At 63.2% G+C, this 22,880-nt stretch carries 20 protein-coding genes; 5 read left to right on the top strand and 15 right to left on the bottom strand.

Going from position 1 to position 22,880, the window contains the following annotated elements; genetic code table 11:
* Window positions 1-5: 5 nt before the first annotated feature.
* Together ACV1FX_RS05290 and ACV1FX_RS05295 are read right to left on the bottom strand one after the other, a co-directional pair.
* A complete protein-coding gene (locus tag ACV1FX_RS05290; protein ID WP_473116498.1) occupies window positions 6-1,562 on the bottom strand; it encodes a formate dehydrogenase beta subunit in 1,557 nt (518 codons plus the stop codon).
* Entirely contained in the window at window positions 1,559-2,035 is a 477-nt protein-coding gene (locus tag ACV1FX_RS05295) for a formate dehydrogenase subunit gamma (protein WP_473116499.1), read from the bottom strand. The genes ACV1FX_RS05290 and ACV1FX_RS05295 overlap by 4 nt, the downstream gene beginning before the upstream one ends.
* A gap of 225 nt (window positions 2,036-2,260) precedes the next feature.
* Between ACV1FX_RS05295 and ACV1FX_RS05300 the strand changes: the two genes are divergently transcribed.
* Window positions 2,261-3,154 (top strand): LysR family transcriptional regulator, encoded by an 894-nt coding sequence (locus ACV1FX_RS05300; protein ID WP_473116500.1) that lies wholly within the window; start codon window positions 2,261-2,263, stop codon window positions 3,152-3,154.
* Window positions 3,155-3,159: 5 nt separating this feature from the next.
* On the opposite strand, the gene ACV1FX_RS05305 is transcribed toward ACV1FX_RS05300, so the two are convergent.
* The 4 genes from ACV1FX_RS05305 to ACV1FX_RS05320 all read right to left on the bottom strand — a co-directional run bounded on the left by ACV1FX_RS05305 (window position 3,160) and on the right by ACV1FX_RS05320 (window position 9,372).
* Window positions 3,160-5,487, bottom strand: a complete 2,328-nt coding sequence (locus tag ACV1FX_RS05305) for a PAS domain-containing sensor histidine kinase (protein WP_473116501.1) — start codon at window positions 5,485-5,487, stop codon at window positions 3,160-3,162.
* Between the two features lie 224 nt (window positions 5,488-5,711).
* On the bottom strand, window positions 5,712-7,085 hold the full coding sequence (locus ACV1FX_RS05310; RefSeq protein WP_473116502.1) for a cation diffusion facilitator family transporter: 1,374 nt from the start codon (window positions 7,083-7,085) through the stop codon (window positions 5,712-5,714).
* Between the two features lie 266 nt (window positions 7,086-7,351).
* On the bottom strand, window positions 7,352-8,320 hold the full coding sequence (locus ACV1FX_RS05315) for a zinc-binding dehydrogenase (protein WP_473116503.1): 969 nt from the start codon (window positions 8,318-8,320) through the stop codon (window positions 7,352-7,354).
* Between the two features lie 56 nt (window positions 8,321-8,376).
* On the bottom strand, window positions 8,377-9,372 hold the full coding sequence (locus ACV1FX_RS05320) for an NAD(P)H-dependent flavin oxidoreductase (RefSeq protein WP_473116504.1): 996 nt from the start codon (window positions 9,370-9,372) through the stop codon (window positions 8,377-8,379).
* A gap of 742 nt (window positions 9,373-10,114) precedes the next feature.
* Between ACV1FX_RS05320 and ACV1FX_RS05325 the strand changes: the two genes are divergently transcribed.
* The 4 genes from ACV1FX_RS05325 to ACV1FX_RS05340 all read left to right on the top strand — a co-directional run bounded on the left by ACV1FX_RS05325 (window position 10,115) and on the right by ACV1FX_RS05340 (window position 14,637).
* Window positions 10,115-10,873 carry an outer membrane protein gene (locus ACV1FX_RS05325; protein WP_473116505.1) on the top strand — a complete coding sequence of 253 codons (759 nt, stop codon included), beginning with the start codon at window positions 10,115-10,117 and terminating at the stop codon, window positions 10,871-10,873.
* A 214-nt stretch (window positions 10,874-11,087) separates the two neighbouring features.
* Window positions 11,088-11,528 carry a hypothetical protein gene (locus ACV1FX_RS05330; RefSeq protein WP_473116506.1) on the top strand — a complete coding sequence of 147 codons (441 nt, stop codon included), beginning with the start codon at window positions 11,088-11,090 and terminating at the stop codon, window positions 11,526-11,528.
* Between the two features lie 327 nt (window positions 11,529-11,855).
* Entirely contained in the window at window positions 11,856-13,922 is a 2,067-nt protein-coding gene (locus tag ACV1FX_RS05335) for a hypothetical protein (protein WP_473116507.1), read from the top strand.
* A gap of 13 nt (window positions 13,923-13,935) precedes the next feature.
* Window positions 13,936-14,637, top strand: a complete 702-nt coding sequence (locus ACV1FX_RS05340) for a hypothetical protein (protein ID WP_473116508.1) — start codon at window positions 13,936-13,938, stop codon at window positions 14,635-14,637.
* Between the two features lie 49 nt (window positions 14,638-14,686).
* On the opposite strand, the gene ACV1FX_RS05345 is transcribed toward ACV1FX_RS05340, so the two are convergent.
* From ACV1FX_RS05345 to ACV1FX_RS05385, 9 genes are all read right to left on the bottom strand, one after another.
* Window positions 14,687-15,391, bottom strand: a complete 705-nt coding sequence (locus ACV1FX_RS05345) for a hypothetical protein (protein ID WP_473116509.1) — start codon at window positions 15,389-15,391, stop codon at window positions 14,687-14,689.
* A 224-nt stretch (window positions 15,392-15,615) separates the two neighbouring features.
* Window positions 15,616-16,209 (bottom strand): hypothetical protein, encoded by a 594-nt coding sequence (locus ACV1FX_RS05350; protein WP_473116510.1) that lies wholly within the window; start codon window positions 16,207-16,209, stop codon window positions 15,616-15,618.
* A gap of 76 nt (window positions 16,210-16,285) precedes the next feature.
* Window positions 16,286-16,483 (bottom strand): hypothetical protein, encoded by a 198-nt coding sequence (locus tag ACV1FX_RS05355; protein ID WP_473116511.1) that lies wholly within the window; start codon window positions 16,481-16,483, stop codon window positions 16,286-16,288.
* 173 nt (window positions 16,484-16,656) lie between these two features.
* Window positions 16,657-17,445, bottom strand: a complete 789-nt coding sequence (locus tag ACV1FX_RS05360; RefSeq protein WP_473116512.1) for a fumarylacetoacetate hydrolase family protein — start codon at window positions 17,443-17,445, stop codon at window positions 16,657-16,659.
* Entirely contained in the window at window positions 17,445-18,458 is a 1,014-nt protein-coding gene (locus ACV1FX_RS05365) for a 2-dehydropantoate 2-reductase (RefSeq protein WP_473116513.1), read from the bottom strand. Before ACV1FX_RS05365 ends, ACV1FX_RS05360 begins: the two co-directional genes overlap by 1 nt.
* Window positions 18,459-18,563: 105 nt before the next feature.
* Window positions 18,564-18,989: a CBS domain-containing protein gene (locus ACV1FX_RS05370; protein WP_473116514.1), complete on the bottom strand. Its 426-nt coding sequence runs from the start codon at window positions 18,987-18,989 to the stop codon at window positions 18,564-18,566.
* 194 nt (window positions 18,990-19,183) lie between these two features.
* On the bottom strand, window positions 19,184-20,500 hold the full coding sequence (gene oxlT, locus ACV1FX_RS05375) for an oxalate/formate MFS antiporter (protein WP_473116515.1): 1,317 nt from the start codon (window positions 20,498-20,500) through the stop codon (window positions 19,184-19,186).
* Window positions 20,501-20,761: 261 nt separating this feature from the next.
* Window positions 20,762-22,051, bottom strand: a complete 1,290-nt coding sequence (oxlT, locus tag ACV1FX_RS05380) for an oxalate/formate MFS antiporter (RefSeq protein ID WP_473116516.1) — start codon at window positions 22,049-22,051, stop codon at window positions 20,762-20,764.
* 241 nt (window positions 22,052-22,292) lie between these two features.
* Entirely contained in the window at window positions 22,293-22,430 is a 138-nt protein-coding gene (locus tag ACV1FX_RS05385; RefSeq protein ID WP_473116517.1) for a hypothetical protein, read from the bottom strand.
* Window positions 22,431-22,880: the final 450 nt, after the last annotated feature.

The following is a 22,880-nucleotide window of genomic DNA, read 5'->3' on the forward strand; positions in this document are numbered from 1 at the left end:
TTCTCCTATTCCGCGGCCTGAAGCGTGGCCGGTGCCGGGCCAAAATCTTCCCGGAAATGTTTCAGGGCACTCAGCACGGGGTAGGGCGTGAAGCCGCCGAGCGCGCAGAGCGAGCCGAACTTCATGGTGTTGCAGAGATCCTCGACGAGGGCGAGGTTTTCGCTCACGCGCTCGCCGCGCATGATCTTCTCGATGGTCTCGACCCCGCGGGTCGAGCCGATCCGGCAGGGCGTGCACTTGCCGCAGGATTCGATGGCGCAGAATTCCATCGCGAAGCGCGCCTGCTTGCGCATATCGACGCTGTCGTCGAAGACGACGATGCCGCCATGGCCTATCAGGCCGTCGCGTGCCGCAAAGGCTTCATAGTCGAACGGCGTGTCGAACAGCGCGCGCGGGAAATAGGCGCCGAGCGGACCGCCGACCTGCACGGCGCGCACGGGACGGCCAGTGAGCGTGCCGCCACCGATGTCGTCGACGAGCTCGCCGAGCGTCACGCCGAACGCGGTTTCGAACAGACCGCCATGGCGGATGTTGCCGGCGAGCTGGATCGGCATCGTGCCGCGCGAGCGGCCCATGCCGAAATCCGCATAGGCCTGGGCGCCCTCGGAAAGGATGAAAGGAACGGCTGCGAACGACAGCACATTGTTGATGACGGTCGGCTTGCCGAACAGGCCGTGATGGGCCGGCAGCGGCGGCTTTGCGCGCACGATGCCGCGACGGCCTTCGAGGCTTTCCAGCAGCGAAGTCTCTTCCCCGCAGACATAGGCGCCGGCGCCGACCCGTACCTCGAGATCGAAGCTTTGCGTGGAACCGCCTATGTTCGTGCCGAGATAGCCGCCGCGCTTGGCCGCTGCAATCGCCGCGTTCATCGCCTCGACGGCGTGCGGATATTCGCTGCGGATGTAGATGTAGCCTTTGGTCGCGCCGACAGTGATCGCCGCGATGGTCATGCCCTCGATGACCAGGAAGGGATCGCCCTCCATGATCATGCGGTCGGCGAACGTGCCGCTGTCGCCTTCGTCTGCATTGCAGACGATGAATTTACGATCGGCTTTCGCCTGGGCGACCGTCTTCCATTTGATGCCGGTCGGGAAACCTGCGCCGCCACGGCCGCGCAGGCCTGATGCTGTCACCTCAGCCAGGATCGCGTCTGAGCCGAGCGACAGCGCGCGCTCGAGGCCCTTGTAGCCTCCGTGGGCGCGATAATCCAAAAGCGAGCGCGGATCGATCACGCCGCAGCGGGCGAAGGTGAGACGGGTCTGGCGCTTCAGCCAGGGAATCTCCTCCGCGACGCCGAGCCGCAGGGGATGCGGTTCGTTGTTCGCCAAGGAGTCGAACACGGAGGGGACATCTGCCGGGGTGACCGGGCCGTACGCGACACGCCCCCCAGGGGTCGCCACCTCGACCATTGGCTCCAGCCAACACAGCCCGCGCGAGCCGGTCCTGACGATCTCGACTGCCAGGCCGCGCTTCTCGGCGATCTGCTCCAGCGCCACGGCCACGTCATCGGCACCGACAGCGACGGCAGCCGCATCGCGGGGAACGAAGATCCGCATTTTCATTGCTGCGCCTCCGCGACCAGCGCATCGAGGCGCTTCTCATCGAGCCGGCCAATGAGGCGGCCATCGAGCATTGCGGACGGGGCAGTCGCACAGAGGCCCAGGCAGTAGATCGGCTCCAGCGTCACGCGGTCGTCCGCCGTGGTGTGCCCCAGGGAGACGCCGAGCTTCGCCTCAGCGCGTGCGGCCAGCGCATCGCCGCCGGCGGCCTGGCAGGCTTCCGCGCGGCAGAGCTTGAGGACGTGACGGCCGGCAGGCTTGTGGCGGAAATCGTGGTAGAAGGTAAACACGCCATGAACCTCGGCGCGCGACAGATTTAGCGCTTGCGCCACCATGGGGATCGCCGCCTCCGGGACGTAGCCGAAGGCCTCTTGCAGGGCATGGAGGATGACCAGCGTCGCGCCCTCCTGTCCGGCATGTTCGGCGATGATCTCAGCGCCGCGCGTTTCGTCCCAAGGCTCGTGAATCCCCGTCATTTTTCGTTCTCAACCAGAGGGTGACCTGCCTCCATGAGTATTTGGAATCATTCGAAAATCAATAAAGCTGTCCCATGCTGCGATCGGGAATTCGCATCGATAGGATGACGCAATCGAGTGATACGAAATCGCAATGATTGTTCCGGCAACGTCCCGTTTTCGGGTGTTGGAGCAGGCCCATCGTGATAGCTTGCATGCCACGACAGAATCCCAGGGGAATAGCGGTTGTTGGACAAGCTTGAACTTCTGCTGGCGTTGGCCAAGGAGCGGCATTTCGGACGTGCGGCGGAGGCCTGCGGCGTCACCCAGCCGACAATGTCGACCGGGCTGAAGCAGCTTGAGGAGATCCTCGGCGTCATGCTGGTCCAGCGCGGCTCGCGCTTCCAGGGCTTTACGCCCGAAGGCGAGCGGGCGCTCGACTGGGCGCGGCGCATCGTCGGCGACGCCCGCGCCATGCGCGACGAGATCAACGGGCTGAAGCACAAGCTCTCCGGCGAGATTCGCATCGCGGCGATCCCGACCGCGCTCGGCATGGTGGCTTCGCTGACGACCCCGTTCCGCGCCAAGCATCCGGAGGTGCGTTTCCGCATCCAGTCGACCACCTCGTCCGAGGTGCTGGGACTGCTCGAAAATCTCGAGGTCGATGCGGGGCTGACCTATATCGAGAACGAGCCGATCGGCAAGGTGCGCACCATCCCGCTCTACAACGAGAGCTATCGCCTCCTGACCGCGCCGGATGCGATGTTCGGCGACCGCGAGACGGTGACCTGGGCGGAGGTCGGCAAGGTGCCGCTGTGCCTCCTGACGCCGGACATGCAGAACCGCCGCATCATCGACCGCGCGCTTCGCTCGGTGAATGCCGAGGCGACGCCGACGCTGACCTCGAACTCCCTGCTGGTGCTGTTCACCCACGTGAAGACCGGGCGCTGGGCGAGCGTGATGCCGGCGAAACTCGCCGAGACTCTCGGTCTTGCGGATGCCGTCCGCTCGATCCCGATTGTCGATCCCGAGGTCAATTACAGCATTGGCCTCGTGATCCCACAGCGCGACCCGATGACGCCGCTGATCGCCGCGCTCGTCAACGTCGCGCGCGAGGTGGCGCCGACGCTGCAATCCTGATCGGGTCAGGCCGCCGCGGGGATTTTTGCCAAGGCCTTGGCGTCGCGCGGCAGCGTCACACGAACGACGGTGCCGACATCGATCTTGGAGCGCAGCCGCATCGAGCCGCCGTGCAGTTGCGCGAGCGAGCGGGCGATCGCAAGCCCCAGGCCCGAGCCGTGATAGGTCTTGGTGAGCTGGCTCTCAACTTGCTCGAACGGCCGGCCGAGCCGCGCCAGCGAATGCGGGGCGATGCCGATGCCGGTGTCGGCGATCATCAGCACGACCTTGTCCTCGAGCTGCCGGCTGCGCACCACCACGCGGCCGCCATCGGGCGTGAACTTCACGGCGTTGGACAGGAGGTTGACGATGATCTGCTTGGTGGCGCGGCGGTCGGCGACCACGGAGATGATGTTCTCGATGTCGGCGTCTAACGTCACGTTCTTGTCCTGGGCGCGGCCCGAGACCACCCGCAGGGATTCCGCGAGCGTGCGCGACAGGTCGAGCTCCTCCATGTCGAGCTTCATGCGGCCGGCCTCGATCTTGGACATGTCGAGGATGTCGTTGATGACCTCGAGCAGATAGTGGCCGCTGGTGAGGATGTCGTGGCAGTATTCCTGGTATTTCTCGCTGCCGAGCTCGCCGAACATGCCGCTGCCCATGATCTCGGAGAAGCCGATGATCGCGTTCAAGGGCGTGCGCAGCTCGTGGCTCATATTGGCGAGGAATTTCGACTTGGTCTGGTTGGCCTCTTCGGCGCGGGTCTTTTCGCGCTGGTATTTTTCGGCGAGATCGGCGAGCTCGTTGGTCTGGCGCTCCAGTGCCGCCTGCGAGCGCTTCAGGTCGATGACGGTGGCGCGCAGGCGCAGATCGTTGTCGACGAGCTTCTGTTCGTGTTCCTTGATGCGCGTGATGTCGGTACCGACCGAAACATAGCCGCCGTCCTTGGTACGGCGCTCGCTGATGTGGAGCCAGCTTCCGTCGTCGAGCTGCGCCTCGAAGGTGCGGGCGCCCGGTGCCTGATTGGCGGTTTCGTTGTGGCGTGTGCGCACCTCCGGCATGCGGCCGACCTCGAGCACGGTCTCGTATGAGGTGCCGGGGATGACGGCCGAGTCCGGCAGCCTGTGCAGCCGCTGGAAGTGCGAATTGCAGAGCACCAGACGATCGCTGTTGTCCCACAGAACGAAGGCTTCCGGGATCGTCTCGATGGCGTCGCGCAGCCGCAGGTCGGCTTCCACCGTCTTCTCGGCAAGGCTCTTCTGCTCGGTGATGTCGACCGCGATGCCGATCAGATGCATGGCGGAATCGCCCGCGGCGCGCGTGCGCTCGCAGCGCACGCGGAGCCAGATCCAGTGGCCGTCGACATGCTGCATACGGAAACTCTGGTCGATGTGGTCGATCTGGCCCGAGATCAGCTGGTCGGCGATCGCGAACAGGTCGATGTCGTCCGACTTCACCAGCGCATTGACCTCGCCGAAGGTCAGCAGTTCGTTGCGGCCGTCGAGGCCGAGCATCGAGAACATCGATTGCGACCAGAAGATTTTGCCGCGCGACAGATCCCAGTCCCAAAGGCCGCAGCGCCCGCGGTTGAGCGCGGTGTCGATCCGGCCGCGCACGGCGTCGTTGATCAGATCGCCCTCGCGGGCGCGGGTCGACTGCCAGTGGAAGGCGAAGCCGAGAATCAGGACGACAAAGCCGGTGGTCGCCGACAGCGTCACCGAGAGAGCGGCATCAGAGCCCCAGATCGGCTCGTTGCGTTCCTGGATCACGGTGACCTGACCGGGCAGCGACTTGATCGGCCGCGAGGTCGCGACCGCGCTGTTGCCGCTGGGCAGCGTGAGATCGGAGACGTCGTTCTGTTGAGGCGGCGTCGCCACCAGCTGCGCGGTGGTGATCGCATCCAGCAGGCGGTCGTTGCCGGCCGGGTCGATGTCCACGGGAATGCGCGCGAGAATACGGCGGTCGGTGCCGACCGAGGTGACGATGACGTGGCGGCCCGAAGCCGTGCCCCAGGAGGGAATGAGCTCGGGAAGCAGCGTCGGCAGATGCTCGATGTTCTTCTGCCGGTCCATGCGCACCGAGGCGAGGCGATCGATGCGTTCGGCGAGCAGGTCGGCGAGCGCCTGGATGTCGTGCTTGATCACCAGCCGCTTCTGCCGGGTCTGGTCGACGACCTGGACGAAGGCGCCGAGACAGATGGTGATGAGGAAGGCGATGATGAGGGTAGGCACAGCGCGCCGGAGCGCCGGCTCGGCGATCAGGAGCCGGTGGTAGGCCGGTTTCGCGATCGATTGCGCCAATCCTTTGATCGAATCGGATTGGACGCACGCGCTCGCGGCGTCTGCGCGCGGCATGCCTTCGGCCCCCAGAGATATTGCTGCACCACAATCCGGAATGAAGCCCCCGCTCGCTTCCGAATCACAGCGATTTGAATCCACTTTTCGCGGACTGTCGAGAGTCAACGAATCGTTAACGCGAAATAATTCTTATCCAATGGATAGTTTGCGTCGCGAGCGTCCGCAATATGACGCGCGCACCGAGTCCGAAACGGGAACGTGTGACTCTTGGCGTGCTCCAGTCATAAGCGAGGCGGCTCGGCGTGACTGATCACGCGCTTCACGCTGGGGAAGGCGCGACGCAGCGCGCGCTCGATCTCGTCGACATGCTCATGCACCTTGATCACGCTCATCGACGGCGTGGCGCGGCAATGGAAGTTGACGATCTCGCCGGCATCGGTGTTGCGCACGCGCACATTATGGATGTCGTGGATCTCGCTATCAGCGGCGAAGCCGGTGAGCGCGGCTGCAATGGCCTGCACCCGTTCCGCCGGCGCGTCGACGCCGAATGGCAGCTCCGGCTGGAGCGGCTCGATGTGGACGTCGACCTCCACATCCTCGCCGAATTCCTCGTGGATGTTGCGCTCGAGCGTGTTGGCGACGTCATGGGCTGCAACCAGCGGCATCTCTGCATCGACCTCGAGGTCGATGCCGACGATGAGCTTGGCGCCGAGGTCGTGCACGGTGACGTGATGGATGGCAAGGCCCGAGTTGCGCGCGATCACCATGATGCGGTCGCGCACGGTCTCGTTGTCGCGCGCCACGGGGACGGCGGTGAAGGTGAGGTCGGCATCGCCGAACGCCTTGCCGACGGCAGCTTGCGCGTTGCGCTTGATGTCTTCGACGCGGTCGATCGGATAGGTCCTCGGCACCTTTGCGATGGTGTCGATGAAATAGGTCGCCCCGACCATGCGCACGCGGAGGCGCTCGACGTCGAGCACGCCGGGGACGTTCTTGATCACAGCGGTGGCCTTCTCCAGGGCGCCCTCGGGCGCGCGGTCGACCAGGGTCTGCACCGTCGATCCTGCCATGCGCAGGCCGAGCAGCGCGATCATCACGGCGACGGCGGCGGCCGCAGCGGCGTCGCCCCACCAGAAGCCGAGTGCGGCCAGGATGAGGCCGGCGATGACCGCGAGCGAGCCCATCACATCGGAGGCAAAATGCAGCGCGTCGGCCGCGAGGGCCTGGCTCCGCGTCTCCCGCGCGGCGCGGTGCAGGGCCCGTGCACGCCAGAGATTGACGACGATGTCGATCACCAGCACGACGAAGGGCACTGCCGAGATGGTCGGCGGCGCCGTGCCCTCGCGGATGCGGCTATAGGCCTCGACCAGGATGCCGCCGGCCAGCACGTAGAGCAGGGCGGTCACGCCGAGCGCCGAGATGCTCTCGAGCTTGCCGTGGCCGTAATGGTGCTCGTCGTCCGCAGGCTTGTCGGATACCCGTACCACCGCCCAGGTGATGATGGTCGCGACCAGGTCGATCGAGGAATGCAGGGCCTCCGAGATCAGCGCGAGCGAGCCGATCGCGATGCCAACCACGAATTTGGCGGCCGCCATGCCGCCGCTGGCGAAGATCGAGATCGCGGCGACCGAGGTCTTGCTGTGCTGTGCTGTCATGGCCGGGGATTTAGCAGCCCGTCACGTAACATCAAGCCGCGGTCCACAGGCGTAGTCGCAAGTGAGTTGCAATAGCGCGCGGGTGCGAATTGTTCCGGATTGAACGAGGGAGCGAACCCCTAGCTCCGTCGTCATGCCTGAGCTTGACCCGGGCATCCACGTCACTGTCAGTCGCGATGGCACGTGGACGGCCGGGGCAAGCCCGGCCATGACGAGCGGTGAGAGTGGTGACATATCGTCTGCTCCGCGCCGCCCGAAAGCCTCCCTCACAGCGTCACGACGATCTTCCCGAGATGCCTGTTGGCCTCCATGTGTGCGAAGGCCTGATCGATCTCGCCAAAGGCGAACACCTTGTCGATCGGCAGCTGCAGCTTGCGCGCTTCCACCGCGCTCCAGATGTCCTTGCGAACCTCCTCGAAGATCTCGCGGACTTCCTCGATGGTGCGGGTGCGGAAGGTGACGCCGACATAGTCGATGCGGCGCGCAGCGTGCAGGTCGAAATTGAAATCGGCATGGGTGCCGCCGAGCCGGCCGACATTGACGATGCGGCCCTTCACCCTGGTGGCGGCAAGGTTCTGGCTCGCGACCTTGCCCGAGACCTGGTCGACGATGAGATCGACGCCTTCGCCGCCGGTTGCCTTCAGCACTTGATCGACCCAGCCGGGATCGGAGGAGTCGATCGCGAGATCGGCGCCATAGTCGGTGAGCCGGCTGCGGCGATGGGCATCCGTCGACGAACCGATCACGAGCTTTGCGCCCTTGAGCCTGGCGATCTGCATCGCCATCAGGCCGACGCCTGAGCTTGCGCCCTGGATCAGGACGGATTGGCCCGGCTGAATCCCGCCGACGGTGACGACCGCGTTATGCATGGTCGCGAGCGCGACGGGCAGGGTGGCGGCTTCCTCGAAGTTCATGTTCGACGGGGCACGAAACAGGCGGCCGTGATCGGCGAGTGTGTACTCCGCAAATGCAGCCGCGCCCGAGCCCATGACGCGGTCGCCGACCTTCACGCCCTTGGCGTCAGGCCCGAGGGCCGCGACTTCGCCGGCCCATTCCATGCCGAGCACGGTGCCGACCCCGCCGGCCGCGCCATGGGCGTGGCCCCTGCGCATGCCGGTGTCGGCGCGGTTGAGCGCGCAGGCGCGGACGCGGACCAGCACCTGCGTGCCTTGGGGCGTTGGTTGAGCAACGTCGGAAATCGCAGCCCCGTTAGGGCTATAGACGTAAGCCTTCATGCGTCACCTCTGGTTCATCCTGAACGTGAATCGCAACGCAAAGGGCGCACCGGCAATCATTCCGCGGCCTGCGCCGCCGGTTGAACGATCATGCCTTCGAGCCGGTTCCTGATGATGGCCTCGGCCTCGCGCACGATGCGGGAGATAAGCTCGGCGCAGCTCGGAATGTCCTGGATCAGGCCCTGCACCTGGCCGGCCGACCAGATACCTTCATCTGAATTGCCGGTCGCGTAGACCATCTTGCCGCGGGCCCCCGCCACAAGTTCGCGGATGTCCTCGAACCTGGCGCCTTCCTTCTCCATGGCGACGACCTTGGTGGAAATCGCGTTCCTGGCGACGCGCGAGGTATTGCGCATGGTGCGGAAGATCAGCTCGGTCTCGCGCTCATCATTGGCGACGATCTTCTCCTTGATGAGCTGGTGGATCGGACTCTCCCTCGTCGCCATGAAGCGGGTGCCCATGTTGATGCCGTCGGCGCCGAGTGCCAGCGCGGCCACGAGGCCCCGCGCATCGGCGAAGCCGCCCGAGGCGATCATTGGGATCTTGACCTTGTTGGCGGCGGCCGGGATCAGGATCAGGCCGGGCGTGTCGTCTTCGCCGGGATGGCCGGCGCACTCAAAGCCGTCGATCGAGATCGCGTCGACGCCCATCCGCTCCGCGGACAACGCATGGCGGACGCTGGTGCATTTGTGCACGACCTTGACGCCGTGCTTCCTGAACTCGTCGACATGCTCCTGCGGCTTGTTGCCAGCGGTCTCGACCACCTTGATGCCGGCTTCGATGATTGCGGCGCGATATTCGGCATAGGGCGGCGGCTTGATTGCCGGCAGGATGGTGAGGTTGACGCCGAACGGTTTGTCGGTGAGCTCGCGGCACCGCGCGATTTCCTTTGTCAGATCTTCCGGTGACGGCTGGGTCAGCGCCGTGATGAATCCGAGCGCGCCGGCGTTCGCCACCGCCGCCACGAGTTCGGCGCGTCCCACCCACTGCATGCCGCCCTGGACGATCGGATGCTCGACGCCGACCAGCTCGGTGAAACGAGTCTTCAGCATGGGTGCCCTCTGTTTCCTCGGGCGCGTGACGGCCCTGTTGTCGATTGTTTCGGTGGCAGGATGCCGCCCGGCCCGTCAAAAGTCTATTCGCAGGACATGCAGCGGGGGCAGGGCGATCATACGAGGGGTGGAGATGATTCCGTGAGGCGGATAATTCCATGCGCGCACATCGTCGCAGCGCGATCCGCCGATGCGGAGCTCGCAATCGATTGACCTAGATCAAGACGACGCGCTGCTCCACGTCTGAACTGCTTCAACACAATTGAGACGTTTGGCAGTCCGAGCGAGATGGCGCCGACCTGGTACGTTACCTTTGAACCACGCAAACAGGGGCTTCTTCTTTCCAAAAGGCGAAGCCCGCGCGAAACCAGGACGTTTGCAACCGAAGCCGAGGCCAAAGTTTTCGCGCGCGCAAAGCTGGACGAAGGGCTGATCGTTTTCGCGGGTACAATAAATCCCCATCTCCCGCGGCGGCACATCCCATCTGGCCACATCCACACGTGGCTTGCCGAAGGATGCGACTGCGCCGTCGAACCTCCGCTCCGTCCTGACACCGATTGAGCGTCGCACCCGACTTGCAGCACTCCGCAATTTCCGATTGCCCTTGAGTGTTGCCATTCTGTTACGGGGGCTTGAGACGCTCGTCACTAAACTTGCGGCTGGAATCGAACGGATATGCACGCGAACGTGCATAAAGATCGACGCCATCTGGATTGCACTGGGGGACATTGGAGATAATCACATGAAGAAACTATTGTCGGCGGCAATTGGCATCGCAGGCTTGGGCCTGGCTGCTCCCGCATCGGCGGCCGATATGGCCGTCAAGGCACCACCACCTGCGCCTGTGGTGACGATTTACAACTGGAGCGGCTTCTACATCGGTGCCAATGGTGGATGGGGCCAGAGCCGCGGCTGCGTGGACTTCGTGACGCCCGCAGGAACAGTCGCAGGTGGTTGCGCTACTCGCTCCGGAGGCCTCGTCGGCGGACAGATCGGGTATCGCTGGCAAACCAATCAGTTTGTGTTTGGATTGGAAGCTCAGGGCGACTGGGCCGACATCAAGAATACGCGCGTCAGCCTGATCGATCCGCTGCTTTCGACGACAGGGAAAACCGACGGCATTGGCCTCTTCACGGCTCAACTCGGTTGGGCGTGGAACGCATCACTGCTCTACGTGAAGGGTGGCGCGGCCGTGACGCACAATCGACTTGATGTCTTCGACAACGTCACCGGGATCGGTCTGGACTCGGCAAGTCACACGCGCTGGGGTGGAGTCTTGGGTGTGGGCTGGGAGTATGGGTTCGCCCCGAACTGGTCGGTCGGTCTTGAGTACGATCATCTCTGGATGGGGCATGACGACCGCACCTTCGGCGCAGGTGTGGTCACACCCGGTGGGATCACTCTCCTCGGCGACCGGATCAGCCAGGACGTCGATATGGTCACCGTGCGCTTCAACTACCGCTTCGGCGGTTACGGTGCGCCGGTCACCGCGCGCTACTAATCGGTTGCAGGCTACCCACCACCTGAGCCCCGGCACAGCCGGGGCTTTTTTTTGTTGCTCGGTATTGGCACAATCTGCATGGGGCCATGCCGTCGCGAAAGGCGCATCGCTGCTTCGATGCGCGTAGCGGCAGTCCGCTTCGCCTTGATCTGGATCAAGCGGCACCACGCCAATTCATCGAGCATTCGCAGTGCAGGGGGTCGTGGAGCATCGCATGCCACTGGCCCGGTACTTTGCGTATGTCGGCGTTGTCCTGTTCGCACTGCTGTTGATCGCGAATGCCTGCATGACGGCTTTGCCGAGTGCCGAAAAGGCCGATTCCAGCCGCATCGCGATCCGTATCCGCTCGGAGTCGAAATTGCCGGAGCGCGTGATTTACGACACCAGTCTTCCGACCATCATGCCGACGCCGACCACTCCCGCCGAGAGCAATGCCCCGAATCCGGCGGTGGCGCCCGAACAGATCCCGCTCAAGGCGCGCGAGGCACTTGCTCAGTTGCAGCCTTCCGATGCCGCGCGTCTTCGCCCGTCGGAGACGCGAATACGTGAAGCGCGACTTCACCAACGCAAACCGGCGAGAAGGCGCGCGCCGCCGTTCGAGTTCATGATGGCACGGCAGGCGCATTTCGGCTGGTTTGGCCCCAACATGTGGTGAGGAATGCCAGGGCCGTGACCGGCAGTCGTCCAGTCGGGAGGTTCGATTGCAGCCAGCACCGCGAATGGGTGAGGTAGGGCGGCGCGCATCGCGTGACGATCGCAAAACGCCTCGTCCCTGAAAACAAATCGAAAATTCGTCAAAATAGCATTTTGCCCCCGGCTGCGACACAGTGACCCGTCCGGACTGCAGTCTGCTGTGATCCAATTCACAAATGCATGCCTCTCTCTGCGCTACCTTTGCGGGAGCCCCGAAAGCCAGCTCACGGGATGCCGCCCGCAGCGACCGTACGCCGGGCGACTCCGCACGCAAGAGGGAGGCGCCGCCATGGACAGCTGGATATGGATCAAGAACAACGCGCATTGGCTCGCAGCGCTGAGCTTTGGTGCAGCGATCATCGGGGTGTACTTCTGGTCTCGCTTCGACGAGCCGAGCTATGAGGGCACCTCCGAATATTTCGCGCGCTACAAGCCGAAGTTCTCGACCTCGCGGCCGCGCTATGTGCGCGCCAAGCTCGGTTATGTATTGGCGATCCTCATCTTCTTCTTCGTCTTATCGGCTGTGCCGGAAATCTTCTATGCTCTGCTTCCCGAACAATTCCGCGAAAGTGCTCCAAAGCCCAGCGATACGACGCTTCCGCTCGGCGTGGCGTTGGTCCTGATCGCATTCCAGACGATTCCGAAGCTCAACGAAGGAGAGCGCCGCATCCGTGGACTCCTCCATTCGGTCGCTCGCATACCTGAATCGATCCGCCGAACCGTCGCGCAGCTTCGAGGCTTCCCGTTCCACTGCAGTGCCGATGCGGTCGCCTCGCAGACCCGCAAGCTCGGCGTGCAGATCGGAAAGGGTGGCCAGGAGCCGCCAAACCTGACCAAGTTGATCTTCGAGGACGAGTTCCTGCACGTCTGGTACAACATCGGATGCGTACTGAGCGCGTTGTCGGAGAACAACCAGGCGAGCACCGGTATCGACCCGCTGTTCTATGACTACTACAAGGACGAACTCGACAGCATCAGCGACAGGCACATTGCGCTCGCTCTGCCCGTGCGCAAATACCTGACGGAGCGCTTGCGCGCCAACTCCAATCCCGATTACGCGCCCGACCCGGCGGCCGCCCGCGACGTGCGAAAGTTGCGCGATCGACTTTACACCTTCGTGGCTTGCGGCGTCCGATCCAGCGTGAGGAACGATGCGGAAAGTCTGGACGTCATCAGCAAGCTCGGCTTCGCGGTCAGGCCGGACAAGCCGGACGAACACAGCATCGCGGCGCTCGGATGGTTGTCCGTCATCGCGCTCCTGATCTTGTCGGTGTTCGTTGTCTGGACGACGCAGCTCTTCATAGAGTTCGCGCTGAAGGACGATCAGGCAATAGTCAGCAAGCTGGGAGTGCCGATCGAGCTGTTTTGGCAGTTCTTCTGGTCCTGGTCGACGGATGCTTTCTATTTCTTCGCGATCCTGGGTGCGCTCCTCATTCGTAGCGTCCACATCAGCCGCCGAGAGTGGTTCGACATCAATAATTTCGATCGAGAACGTCCCATCCTGCGCTACGCCAAGCCCATCCTTCTCGGTGGTGTCCTCGGATATGTCGCGCTGGTTCTCATCGCCCTGCTGGGCGGGCCGATATTCAAAGTCCCGGTCAACGAGATCGGCAAGGTGCTGGTCATCGTCGTCGGGCAAACGTTGCCCTGGGCGCCGCTTGCGATCGTCATAGCCGGCATCGCGTTGTGGCTCAGCGACAGTCCGTTGCGGGACGAGCAGCCATCACGCAGCAGAATCCTAAGCCGTGCCGCGGTCGGCGCGCTCGTGATGATGGGCGTGGGCTATCTGACGAGCAGCCTGGCTCAGCCCGGCGTTCGGCAGGTGGGAATTGCGAGCATCTACATGAGCTTGTTCATCGCGATGCAGATCGGCCTCGTTGCCGCCGTACTGTGCGTCACCGTGCAGATTTCAGAATTGTACACCGACAGGGGCCGCTCCTTTGCGGGCCGGTACATCGAGGCATCGACCCGACAGGGACGCCTGTTCGCCCTGTTCCTCAACGGCGATGGCACGGCGTGCCTGCTCTCTCCAGCCTCGGGGGGGTTGAAGAGTTCGACTGTGCTCTGCCAGGGTCACTGGCAGCAATTCCCCGAGGGCACGGCGGTGAAGTGGGATGGTGAAGGCGAGGCCTGCGGGAAGGCCGGCGGCTTTGGCCTGATGTCGGCCTTCGGCGATTCACTCATCTACGAAGCCTATGCGGACCGCTTTTCCGGCACGCCCGATTTTGTCGCTCAGCTTAACGTGCGAGCGAATGTCGATACCACGAAACCGTCTTCAGCCCCCGATCGTGCGCGAGAGATCCAGCCCGCTTGGCAGGCGAGGCCGGCCGATGCGACCAGCGGCGCGACCAGTTGAGGGATGCAATCGCATGTCCAGCGAATCCCGATATTTCATTCCGGTGTGTCTCTACGCGCACACCAGGTACCGTACGACCGCCGGGCTCATGATGCTCTTCGACAAGTTTGACCTTAAGCATCATGATCACCTGATGGTGGTCGCCGATCGGCTGCTTGTCCTGGATCGTCTGATGACGGGCCGATATTGGACCGTTCCGTCGGCGGTGCACAAGGCGAAGCAGGAGGCCGGCCAGATCATGAAGCTGATCCAGCGGACATCCTTCCGATCGGGTGCTCGGGCGCGCGCTACGATCGTCTGCTGGGACGAGATCGCGGAAACGTCGCAATATCGGGACTTCGCGCAGCGCCTGCATCGCGCAGTGTTGGCGGATCCGATGCTCGCGGACACGATCCAGGCATTCGTTGAACGGAGAGCCGAACGCTATGGTCTCGGCGCGTCGCCGGAACGGGAGCGGGACTACGAACGCGAATACCTGCTTTCGGAAGTGTCGATGAGCGTTTACTGCACCGAGATGCTCGGATTTTCGAACGAGGTGTGGGAGCGGCCGCCCGGTGCCGATATTCCCGATCCGCTGAAGTTGCTCTATGGCGAACGCCGGGAGCTGATCAGGCGCGTGACGGGACAGGCCGCGAGGCGGGTTCTGACCTTCCTGTTTCCCGACGCCGACGACAGCGAGCAAGAGGTCTATGAGGAGAGCCGTCCCGAAGCCTAGGGGACCCGCCGCGATTTCGCGGCGGCTCAGGCACTTTGCGCGCGGTCTCTTAGCGATCGGCACTCAGGCGGAAGTTCATCTCGACCTTCCCAGGCGACCCGCCGATCCCGGGACGCCAGGGCGAATAGTCCGACGTGGGATCGGGGTCGTAAGAGAGATCGAGCCGCCAGGTCTCCGTGGGCGCGTCGGGGAAAGTCAGGCTGACTTCGCGCCGTCTCGTCTTGTATGACAGTGCGGCGGTCGCGAGGATTACCTGGCGGTCACCGTCGTTACCGTGCCAGCGCTCGCTCAAGGTGACGGGCGCGAAGCCGCGGCTTTCGTCGACGTAGATCTGCACGTCGGTCCTGTCGGGCGGCAAGGCCATGCCTGGCGGCAGCCGGAATTGCAGCTCGAGCGTCATGAAGCCGTGCGTGAGGTAGGGCGAGCGGATCAGTTCGTACCAACCCCAATAGGCGAGGCCCGCGATGATCAGCACGACAGTCACGGCAAAGGGGTAGGATATGTGCGTCCGGTTCGCCGCGACGGGTACATCGGACGGCGGCGCACTCTCGCGAACGATACCGAACTTCGTGAACAGCCAGACACCGGCGATGAAGCCGATGAGGCCGCCAAAGGGACCGATATTGAAGAATGCTCCCATCGCGATGCCGCCGTCGCGGTCCGGCCCGGACGACAGCACCACCAGCGCGGCAAGGCCGGACCAGCCGGCAAGTGCGCCGAGCAGACCGGAGAGGAGGGCGAGGATGAAGGACATGAGGGTGGCGCGACAAAGTGCTTGAGGGCGTGTCGTTTGTCGCGCTGCGAGCCGTTTGGGTTCGAGCCCTGGGTAACAGGGCTCGTGCTCAACGGAAGAATTGTTCGCGAGGAGAAGCTGTAGAGCTGTAGCCCGAATGAGCGAAGCGATATCCGGGTCTTTCTTCGAAGCAACTTCCCCGGATGTCGCTTCGCTCATCCGGGCTTCGGACTTACCAACGCGCGTTATTGCTCCGGCGCGAGCTGAACCATCTGGCGGCCGGCGTTCATTTCCTTCAGCTTGTTGACGTACTCCTCCGGGCGCTGCCAGCGCATGGGGACTTTCAATCCCATGAACTCAGCAATGTTGCCGATGAAGCCCGTGCAGTTCATCGTCTCGGCGTTCCACACCGGCGAGGAGTCCTGCAATTTCCTGATGTAGGCGAACACCTTCTTGGCATCGGCCTCGTTCAGATAGACGCGGTAGCTGGCGGTCAGATACTCCGGGTCGAGATCACCATAGCTCGCCCCGGTCTCTGACGGGACCGGAATGACGTGACCGAGCATATAGGTGAGCGTGTCGCCTGCAGGCGTGAGGCCAGCCACTTCCACGGCGCGCTCGCTGGTCTTGCCATACCAGACGAAGGCATGTCCCCAGCTCGCCGCGGTCCTTGCCCTGAAGTCCACGTAGTACGGGCCCTTGGCCTGACCCTGCTTCGAGCGGGCAGATGCGGACGCAAGCGCATTCGCGTCAGCGATGCGCTTGCGTGCCTCGTGGGCGGAAGCCGACTGGATCGTGCAAACGAGCGAGAGGACTGCGCATCCCGCAAGGAGGCGCAATCCCGGTCTCTGACGTGTGATTGCCACGCTTCGCCTTTCAGCCGTCGACAAAAGCAGATTTGGAGATGCGTGAGGCTTAGTAGCGCGACACGACAGGGCCGGGCGCCTTGCCGATCGGAGCCTTGCCAACCGGCGATTTGCCGATCGGCATCTTGCCGATCGGAGCCGGTCCCTGCGGATAGACGGGGACGGGCTGCCGGTGCGGCAGATCCGCGGCGCTCGCGGCCGTCACCAGGGCAAGCGTTGCGCCCATTGCAATCACGATTTTCTTCACTGGTAGTTCCCCTTTGAGATCAGACAAAGCACGGCCGTAGCCTGCCGCGCTCCCCAAGCAGTCGAAGATGGACGTCGGAATGCGTCGACAGTGCGGCGAACGCGCGGCACGTTGGAGGAATATGTTTGCTAGGCGGGATACTTCACAGGCGCGTGATGATCGCAGGATTCCAGCTACAGCCGAAATTCGTTGGTCAGCTCGCCGATGCCGTCGATCGCGATGGTCACGGTGTTGACGGGCTCCTTCATCACGCCGACGCCGACCGAGGTGCCCACGGCAATGAGGTCACCCGGAAGCAAGGTCATGTCGTGGGATATCTTGCTGACCAGCTCCTGCGCGCTGAAGATCATGTCGGAGATCGGATAGTTCTGCCGCTCCGCGCCGTTGAGGATGGTGCGCACGACGAGCCTAGCGGAATCGAGGCCGGTTGCGATCACCGGTCCGAACGGGCCGTAGTCGTCGATGCCCTTGGCGCGGGCCCACTGCGCGAAAGTCGGATCGCGGGTGAGGATGTCGTTGGCGGTGATGTCGTTGACGCAGGTGTAGCCGAAGATGAAGGCGTCGGCTTCGGCTGTAGATACGCGTGCGCAGGTCCTGCCGATGACGATGCCGAGCTCACCTTCATACGTGGTCTTGCCGTCATAGGAAGAAGGGCGGCGGATCACGGCGCCGGGCGTCGTGATGCTGGTGGTGGCTTTCAGCAGATACAGCGGCTCCGGTGGCTCGGGCTGATTGAGTTTTGCGGCGAGTGCGTGAAAGTTGTTCCAGAGTGCGACGATCTTGCTCGGTGCGCACGGCGCCAGCAGCTCAACGTCGTCCAGCGCCAGCACTTTTCCGTTCGGCGTGTTGCGGCCGAACATCTCGCCGTCATGTACCGAAATGCCACGTGGCGTAAGCGTTCCGAATCCCGTTGCGCCAGCATGGCGGAAGCGGAGCCATTTGTTCGGGCCGGCCGCGCTCATCATGCCACCGCCTTGGTTTCGGCGGGCACCGTAACGCCGTCATAGAGGCCGGCGATCCGGGCGCGCTGGGTGACCATCGCGAGCACGGAGTCGAGCGCAGGCGTGGCGATGCCGGTCATGCGGCCCATCTCCTGGACCACGGTGACGAGGGGATCGATCTCCATCGGGCGGCCGCGCTCAAGGTCCTGCAGCATCGAGGTCTTGTGCGCGCCGACCTTGCGGGCGCCCTCGATGCGTCGCTCGACGTCGACCCGGAACTTGACGCCAAAGGTCTCGGCGATTGTTTGCGTCTCCAGCATGACCGCGCGCGACAGCGCGCGCGTCGCAGGATCGGTGCAGATCACGTCGAGCGTTGCATGGGTGAGCGCGCTGATCGGATTGAAGCAGACATTGCCCCAGAGCTTGAGCCAGATCTCGTCGCGGATGCGGTCGAGCACCGGCGCCTTCATGCCGGCGGCGACGAAGAGGTCGGCCAGGCGCTGCACGTCGGGCGTGATCTCGCCCGAGGGCTCGCCGAGCGGGAAATTGTTGCCGTAGACGTGGCGGATCACACCGGGCGCCTCGATCTCGGTAGCGGGATAGACGATGCAGCCGATGGCGCGCTCGGCACCCAGCTCGCGCCACTGCCGGCCGCCGGCATCGATGCTCTCGAGCGTGGAGTTCTCGTAACTTCCGCCATGCTTGTAGAAGTACCAATAGGGGATGCCGTTCACCGCGGTGACGATGCGGGTGCGGGGCCCGAGCAGCGGCTGCATCTTCTCGATCACGCCGGTGATCGAATGCGCCTTCAGCGTGACGATGACGTAGTCCTGCACGCCGAGCTCGGCGGCGTTGTCGGTGCACCGCGGATGCACCACGTGTTCCTCGCTATTCATGAGCAGCGTGAGGCCGCGCTCGCGCATGGCGGCGAGGTGAGGGCCACGCGCCACGAGGCTGACGTCGGCGCCGGCGCGCTTAAGCTGCACTCCAAGATATCCGCCGATCGCGCCGGCGCCGTAGATGCAGATCTTCATGAAATCCTCGCGGGGAACAGTGGTCGGATTTTGAGACGAGTGATCCGGTCCGGCTCGGATGGATCCGAGCCGGGGGTGGTCGTCGCAGGGGGAAGTGCTTAGCCGTCAGGCCGCGTGCGGCGTGCTGTCGGTGATCTGGTCAACGGCGGCGGCGATGTCGCGCATGCTGATGACGGATACGAGGCTGTAGTCGTCGATCACGGGCAGATGCCGGATGTGATGCCGGTTCATGAGATGCCGGACATGGTCGATCGTGTCGCTCGAGGTGCAGGAGACGAGCTGCTGCACCGAGACGAGCTGGGAGACCTTGACGTTGACGCCGTTCGCGCCGTGCTCGGCGATGGCGCGCACGACGTCGCGCTCGGTGAACATGCCGACCGCAGTGTTGCCTTCCGAGCGGACGACGTCCTTGACCACCAGCGCGCTGATGTTGTTGGCGCGCATCAGCTTTGCGGCAATACCCACCGTTTCGTTCATACGCACGGTCACGACGCGCGACGTCTTCTTGCGCAGAATGTCTCCGACCAGCATTGCGACCTCCCTGGGTGAATGATCTGGAATTAGTCTGGTATACATTATGCCAATCGTCAAGCGTTGGATTTGGCTCATCCGAAAAATCTTGCGACAGCGATGCTGACGTTTCGCATGAGCCAATCTGCAAAAGACAAAAAGAAAGGGGCGCAATACTGCGCCCCTTTTGGTCGATGCGAAAGCTCTTGCTCTCGCTACGCCGTCTTTGCATTCCCAGTCGTCGCCTCGGTCGTCGCGGCTTCCTTGCCGAGGATGAAGGAGCGCCGCAGCGGCTTGATCACGAACACCGCCATCAGCGCCGCTGTCGCGTTCAGCGCAACTGCCACGACGAACACCGACTTCCAGCCATAGGTTGCCGAGATCACGCTTGCGAGCGGTACCAGCAGCGAGGCGGTGCCCTTCGCGGTGTAGAGCATGCCGTTGTTGGTGGTTGCGAACTTCGAACCGAAAGTGTCGCCGCAGGTGGCGGGGAACAGCGAGTAGATCTCACCGAACACGCCGAAGTACACCGCGGTTGCCAGCACGAACACGACCGGCACGTGGCCATAGGCCGACAACGTCAGCAGCATCAAGGCGGCGGTGCCGAAGGCGATGAACATGGTGTGCTCGCGGCCGATATTGTCGGAAACCCAGCCGAAGAACGGACGGCCGAAACCGTCGAAGATGCGGTCGAGCGAAATCGCGAAGGTCAGCGCCGCCATCTGGAAGCCGGCAAGCGTGACCGGCGTGCTCGCGATGTTGAAGTCGTGCGCGATCGGCGCGATCTGGGCTGCAGTCATCAGGCCGCCGGAGGCAACCATCACGAAGACCACGTACATCACCCAGAAAACAGGGCTGCGCAACACTTGCGGCGGGGTGAAGTCGATCTTGGTCTGCGGCAGGTTGAGTTTCTTCTTCTTCGGCGGCACGAAGATCGACGGCGGCTGGATGAAGAAGGCGAGCACGAAGACGATCAGCCCCTGGCCGATGCCGAAGGTGAAGAACGCACTCTGATACCCACTGGAGGCGATCATGCTGGCGATCGGTACCACGGTTATCGCGGCGCCTGCGCCGAAGCCCGCGGCGGTCGCGCCGGCAGCAAGTCCGCGGCGGTCGGGGAACCACTTCAACGCGTTGCCGACGCAGGTGCCGTACACCGCGCCCGCACCCATGCCGCCAACCACCGCAGCAGCGTAGAGAAAGGCGAGCGATTCAGCGTAGGAGTTGAGCACCCAGGACAGCGCGATCATCACGCCGCCGAACATGATCACGATGCGCGGGCCGTATTTGTCGACGAACCAGGCCTCGATCGGCACCAGCCAGGTCTCTGTCACCACGAAGATCGTGAAGGCGAGCTGGATCGCGGCGCGGCCCCAGTGATGCTTGGCGTCGATCGGATCGACGAACAGCGTCCAGCCATATTGCAGATTGGCGATCATCGCCATGCAGACGATGCCCATCACGAGTTGGAGCCAACGGAAACCACTTCGAAGGGGCGCGGCCGTGACGGCGCCGTCCGTGCTGGAAATCATCAACAACCTCCCAACGCGCCTGTCTGTTGTTATCCGGCGTCGGCAAGACGACGGAGTGTCGCAAATCTTGTGGCGGATCGTCGCAAGCGCAGCGCGCAGCTTGGTATACCATATTCCAGAATGCAAGCCTTATCTTGCGATGCGCCGCAGCAAAATGCGCGGGCTTATTCGGATTATATGAAATTGGAACTTTTCTTGAAAAACGAAAATGCCCGACCCCAACGGGGCCGGGCGCAACGCGTAGATTGAAGCGGTAAGGGATTACGCAGTCGCCTGCGTGACCACGACCTTGCGCCAGGGCTTCAGCACCAGGATCGCAAGCAGCGAAGCCAGAATGTTGGCGCCGGCCGCGATGATGAAGACGTTGTCCCAATGGCCCGAGGTCTGCTGCACATAGTTTGCCAAGGGGACGAGAAGTGCGGCCGTGCCCTTCGCCGTATAGAGCAGACCGGCATTCGTGGTCGCGAACTTTGCGCCGAACGTATCGGTGCAGGTCGAGGGGAACAGCGAGTAGATCTCACCCCAGGCGAAGAACACGAAGCCCGACAGCAGCACGAACCAGACCGGATCCTGGCCCCAGAGGTAGAGCATCCAGATGCCGATGCCTTCCATGCCGAAGGCGATGAACATCGTGTTCTCGCGTCCGATCATGTCGGAGACCCAGCCGAAGAACGGACGCGTCAGGCCGTTGAGCACGCGATCGATCGTCGCCGCGAACGTCACCGCAGTCATGGTCATGCCGATCAGCGTGACCGGGACCGCGTCGACCTTCCAGTCGACTGCGATGGGCTTGAGGTTCGCCGTCACCATCAAGCCGCCCGCACCGACGATCACGAACATGAAGTACATCAGCCAGAAGATCGGCTGACGCAAAACTTCGGTCGGCTGGAAGTTACGCCGGCTCTGCACCAGCGCCGCGTTCGCCACCACACTCGGCACCTGCCCCGGCTTCGGAGCAAGCAGGAAGAAGGCGAGGATGCAGATAATGATGCCCTGGCCGAGGCCGAAATAGAGGAAGGTGGACTGGAAGCCACTGTCCTTGATCATCGCCTGGATCGGCGCGACCGTGAGTGCGGAGCCGGCGCCGAAGCCTGCCGCCGTGAGGCCGGCGGCAAGTCCGCGTTTGTCGGGAAACCATTTCAGCGCATTGCCGACGCAGGTGCCGTAGACGGCGCCGGCGCCGATGCCCGCGATGATCATGCCGAGATAGTAACCGTTGAGCGTGGTCGCTTGAGCATTGATCGCCCAGCCGACCGCGCAGAGCACGCCACCGACGAGCACGACGATGCGCGGACCGTATTTGTCGACGAACCATCCCTCGACCGGCACGAGCCAGGTCTCGAACAGCACGAACAACGTAAAGGCCCATTGGATCGAGGCGCGATCCCAGCCGAACGTCTTCTGTATGTCGGGGACGAAGAACGTCCAGCCGTATTGGTAATTCGCGATCATCACCATCGCGGCGACGCCGATCGCGAGTTGAGCCCAGCGAAAGGTGTCGCTGACGCGCGCGGCCGAGGAGGCCGTTGTTGCGTGCACCATGTCCGTCATGAATCCTCCAGAGGCGCTTCTATTTTTTATGCGAGCGCTGTAGAGGCATTCTTGTATTCATTATGCCAAGCTTCAAGCGCTCGACGGCTCACCGTGCGCTTATGCCGCAACCTGCTTGAATCGAGGTCGCGCGACGAGCCGAATGCGCAAATAGAAATGGCCCCGCGGAGAGGGGCCATTCATCGAAAGTCGCAATTTGAGAGATTCAGATCAAGCGCGACAATTCGACGCGCTGGCGGCCTCAGAGGCCGAAATGCGGCAAATCACCATTGCGGATCGCGATCTCGGCGTTCGCCATCAACAGGCGGTCGATCACGGCCAGGAAGCGGCTGATCAGAGAGCTGGAGGGCTGGAGCGCGACGGCGGCGGACTTGGACATCGGCAGTTCCTTTTCTTGAAACAGTCAGTATTGCTGTCTCATCTTCGGAACGCAATCTATGTATACCAGATGCCATCAGCAATCGATTTGTTTGCATAGCAGCATTTTGCGTTTTGCAACGCAGCATAATTTTCCCTTAGAGAGCCTGCTTCGAGCATAAAGATGCGAAAATGGCGCAGAACGAGCCCGTTTTCCGTGCTCTAGGCACCTCGAAGCTCCCAATCGGCGACCCCCTGGTTGACGCCATGAGCGGCCGGGTCTTTATTCCCCTCGCGGGGATGTGCGATCTCCCCGTGAGGCGACATGCCCAAGAATCGCGTCCTGCCTTCTCAAGGACGCCGCATGTCAGCTCAGATCCCGATTTTTTCCGACAGATTGTATCTGCTGAGCCGCACGGCGAGCGCGGCGGTGCCTGTCGATGCACGCCGGCGCTGCGGCCGAACGCAACTT

The organism is Bradyrhizobium ingae (assembly GCF_055791185.1).

Excerpts from the sequence above, each read along its gene's own strand:
- ACV1FX_RS05365 (WP_473116513.1), bottom strand. The coding sequence starts at position 18,458 with ATGAAGATCTGCATCTACGGCGCCGGCGCGATCGGCGGATATCTTGGA.
- ACV1FX_RS05360 (WP_473116512.1), bottom strand. The coding sequence starts at position 17,445 with ATGAGCGCGGCCGGCCCGAACAAATGGCTCCGCTTCCGCCATGCTGGC.
- ACV1FX_RS05345 (WP_473116509.1), bottom strand. The coding sequence starts at position 15,391 with ATGTCCTTCATCCTCGCCCTCCTCTCCGGTCTGCTCGGCGCACTTGCC.
- oxlT (WP_473116516.1), bottom strand. The coding sequence starts at position 22,051 with ATGACGGACATGGTGCACGCAACAACGGCCTCCTCGGCCGCGCGCGTC.
- ACV1FX_RS05295 (WP_473116499.1), bottom strand. The coding sequence starts at position 2,035 with ATGACGGGGATTCACGAGCCTTGGGACGAAACGCGCGGCGCTGAGATC.
- ACV1FX_RS05385 (WP_473116517.1), bottom strand. The coding sequence starts at position 22,430 with ATGTCCAAGTCCGCCGCCGTCGCGCTCCAGCCCTCCAGCTCTCTGATC.
- ACV1FX_RS05340 (WP_473116508.1), top strand. The coding sequence starts at position 13,936 with ATGTCCAGCGAATCCCGATATTTCATTCCGGTGTGTCTCTACGCGCAC.
- oxlT (WP_473116515.1), bottom strand. The coding sequence starts at position 20,500 with ATGATTTCCAGCACGGACGGCGCCGTCACGGCCGCGCCCCTTCGAAGT.
- ACV1FX_RS05310 (WP_473116502.1), bottom strand. The coding sequence starts at position 7,085 with ATGACAGCACAGCACAGCAAGACCTCGGTCGCCGCGATCTCGATCTTC.
- ACV1FX_RS05290 (WP_473116498.1), bottom strand. The coding sequence starts at position 1,562 with ATGAAAATGCGGATCTTCGTTCCCCGCGATGCGGCTGCCGTCGCTGTC.
- ACV1FX_RS05305 (WP_473116501.1), bottom strand. The coding sequence starts at position 5,487 with ATGCCGCGCGCAGACGCCGCGAGCGCGTGCGTCCAATCCGATTCGATC.
- ACV1FX_RS05335 (WP_473116507.1), top strand. The coding sequence starts at position 11,856 with ATGGACAGCTGGATATGGATCAAGAACAACGCGCATTGGCTCGCAGCG.
- ACV1FX_RS05325 (WP_473116505.1), top strand. The coding sequence starts at position 10,115 with ATGAAGAAACTATTGTCGGCGGCAATTGGCATCGCAGGCTTGGGCCTG.
- ACV1FX_RS05370 (WP_473116514.1), bottom strand. The coding sequence starts at position 18,989 with ATGCTGGTCGGAGACATTCTGCGCAAGAAGACGTCGCGCGTCGTGACC.
- ACV1FX_RS05315 (WP_473116503.1), bottom strand. The coding sequence starts at position 8,320 with ATGAAGGCTTACGTCTATAGCCCTAACGGGGCTGCGATTTCCGACGTT.
- ACV1FX_RS05330 (WP_473116506.1), top strand. The coding sequence starts at position 11,088 with ATGCCACTGGCCCGGTACTTTGCGTATGTCGGCGTTGTCCTGTTCGCA.
- ACV1FX_RS05320 (WP_473116504.1), bottom strand. The coding sequence starts at position 9,372 with ATGCTGAAGACTCGTTTCACCGAGCTGGTCGGCGTCGAGCATCCGATC.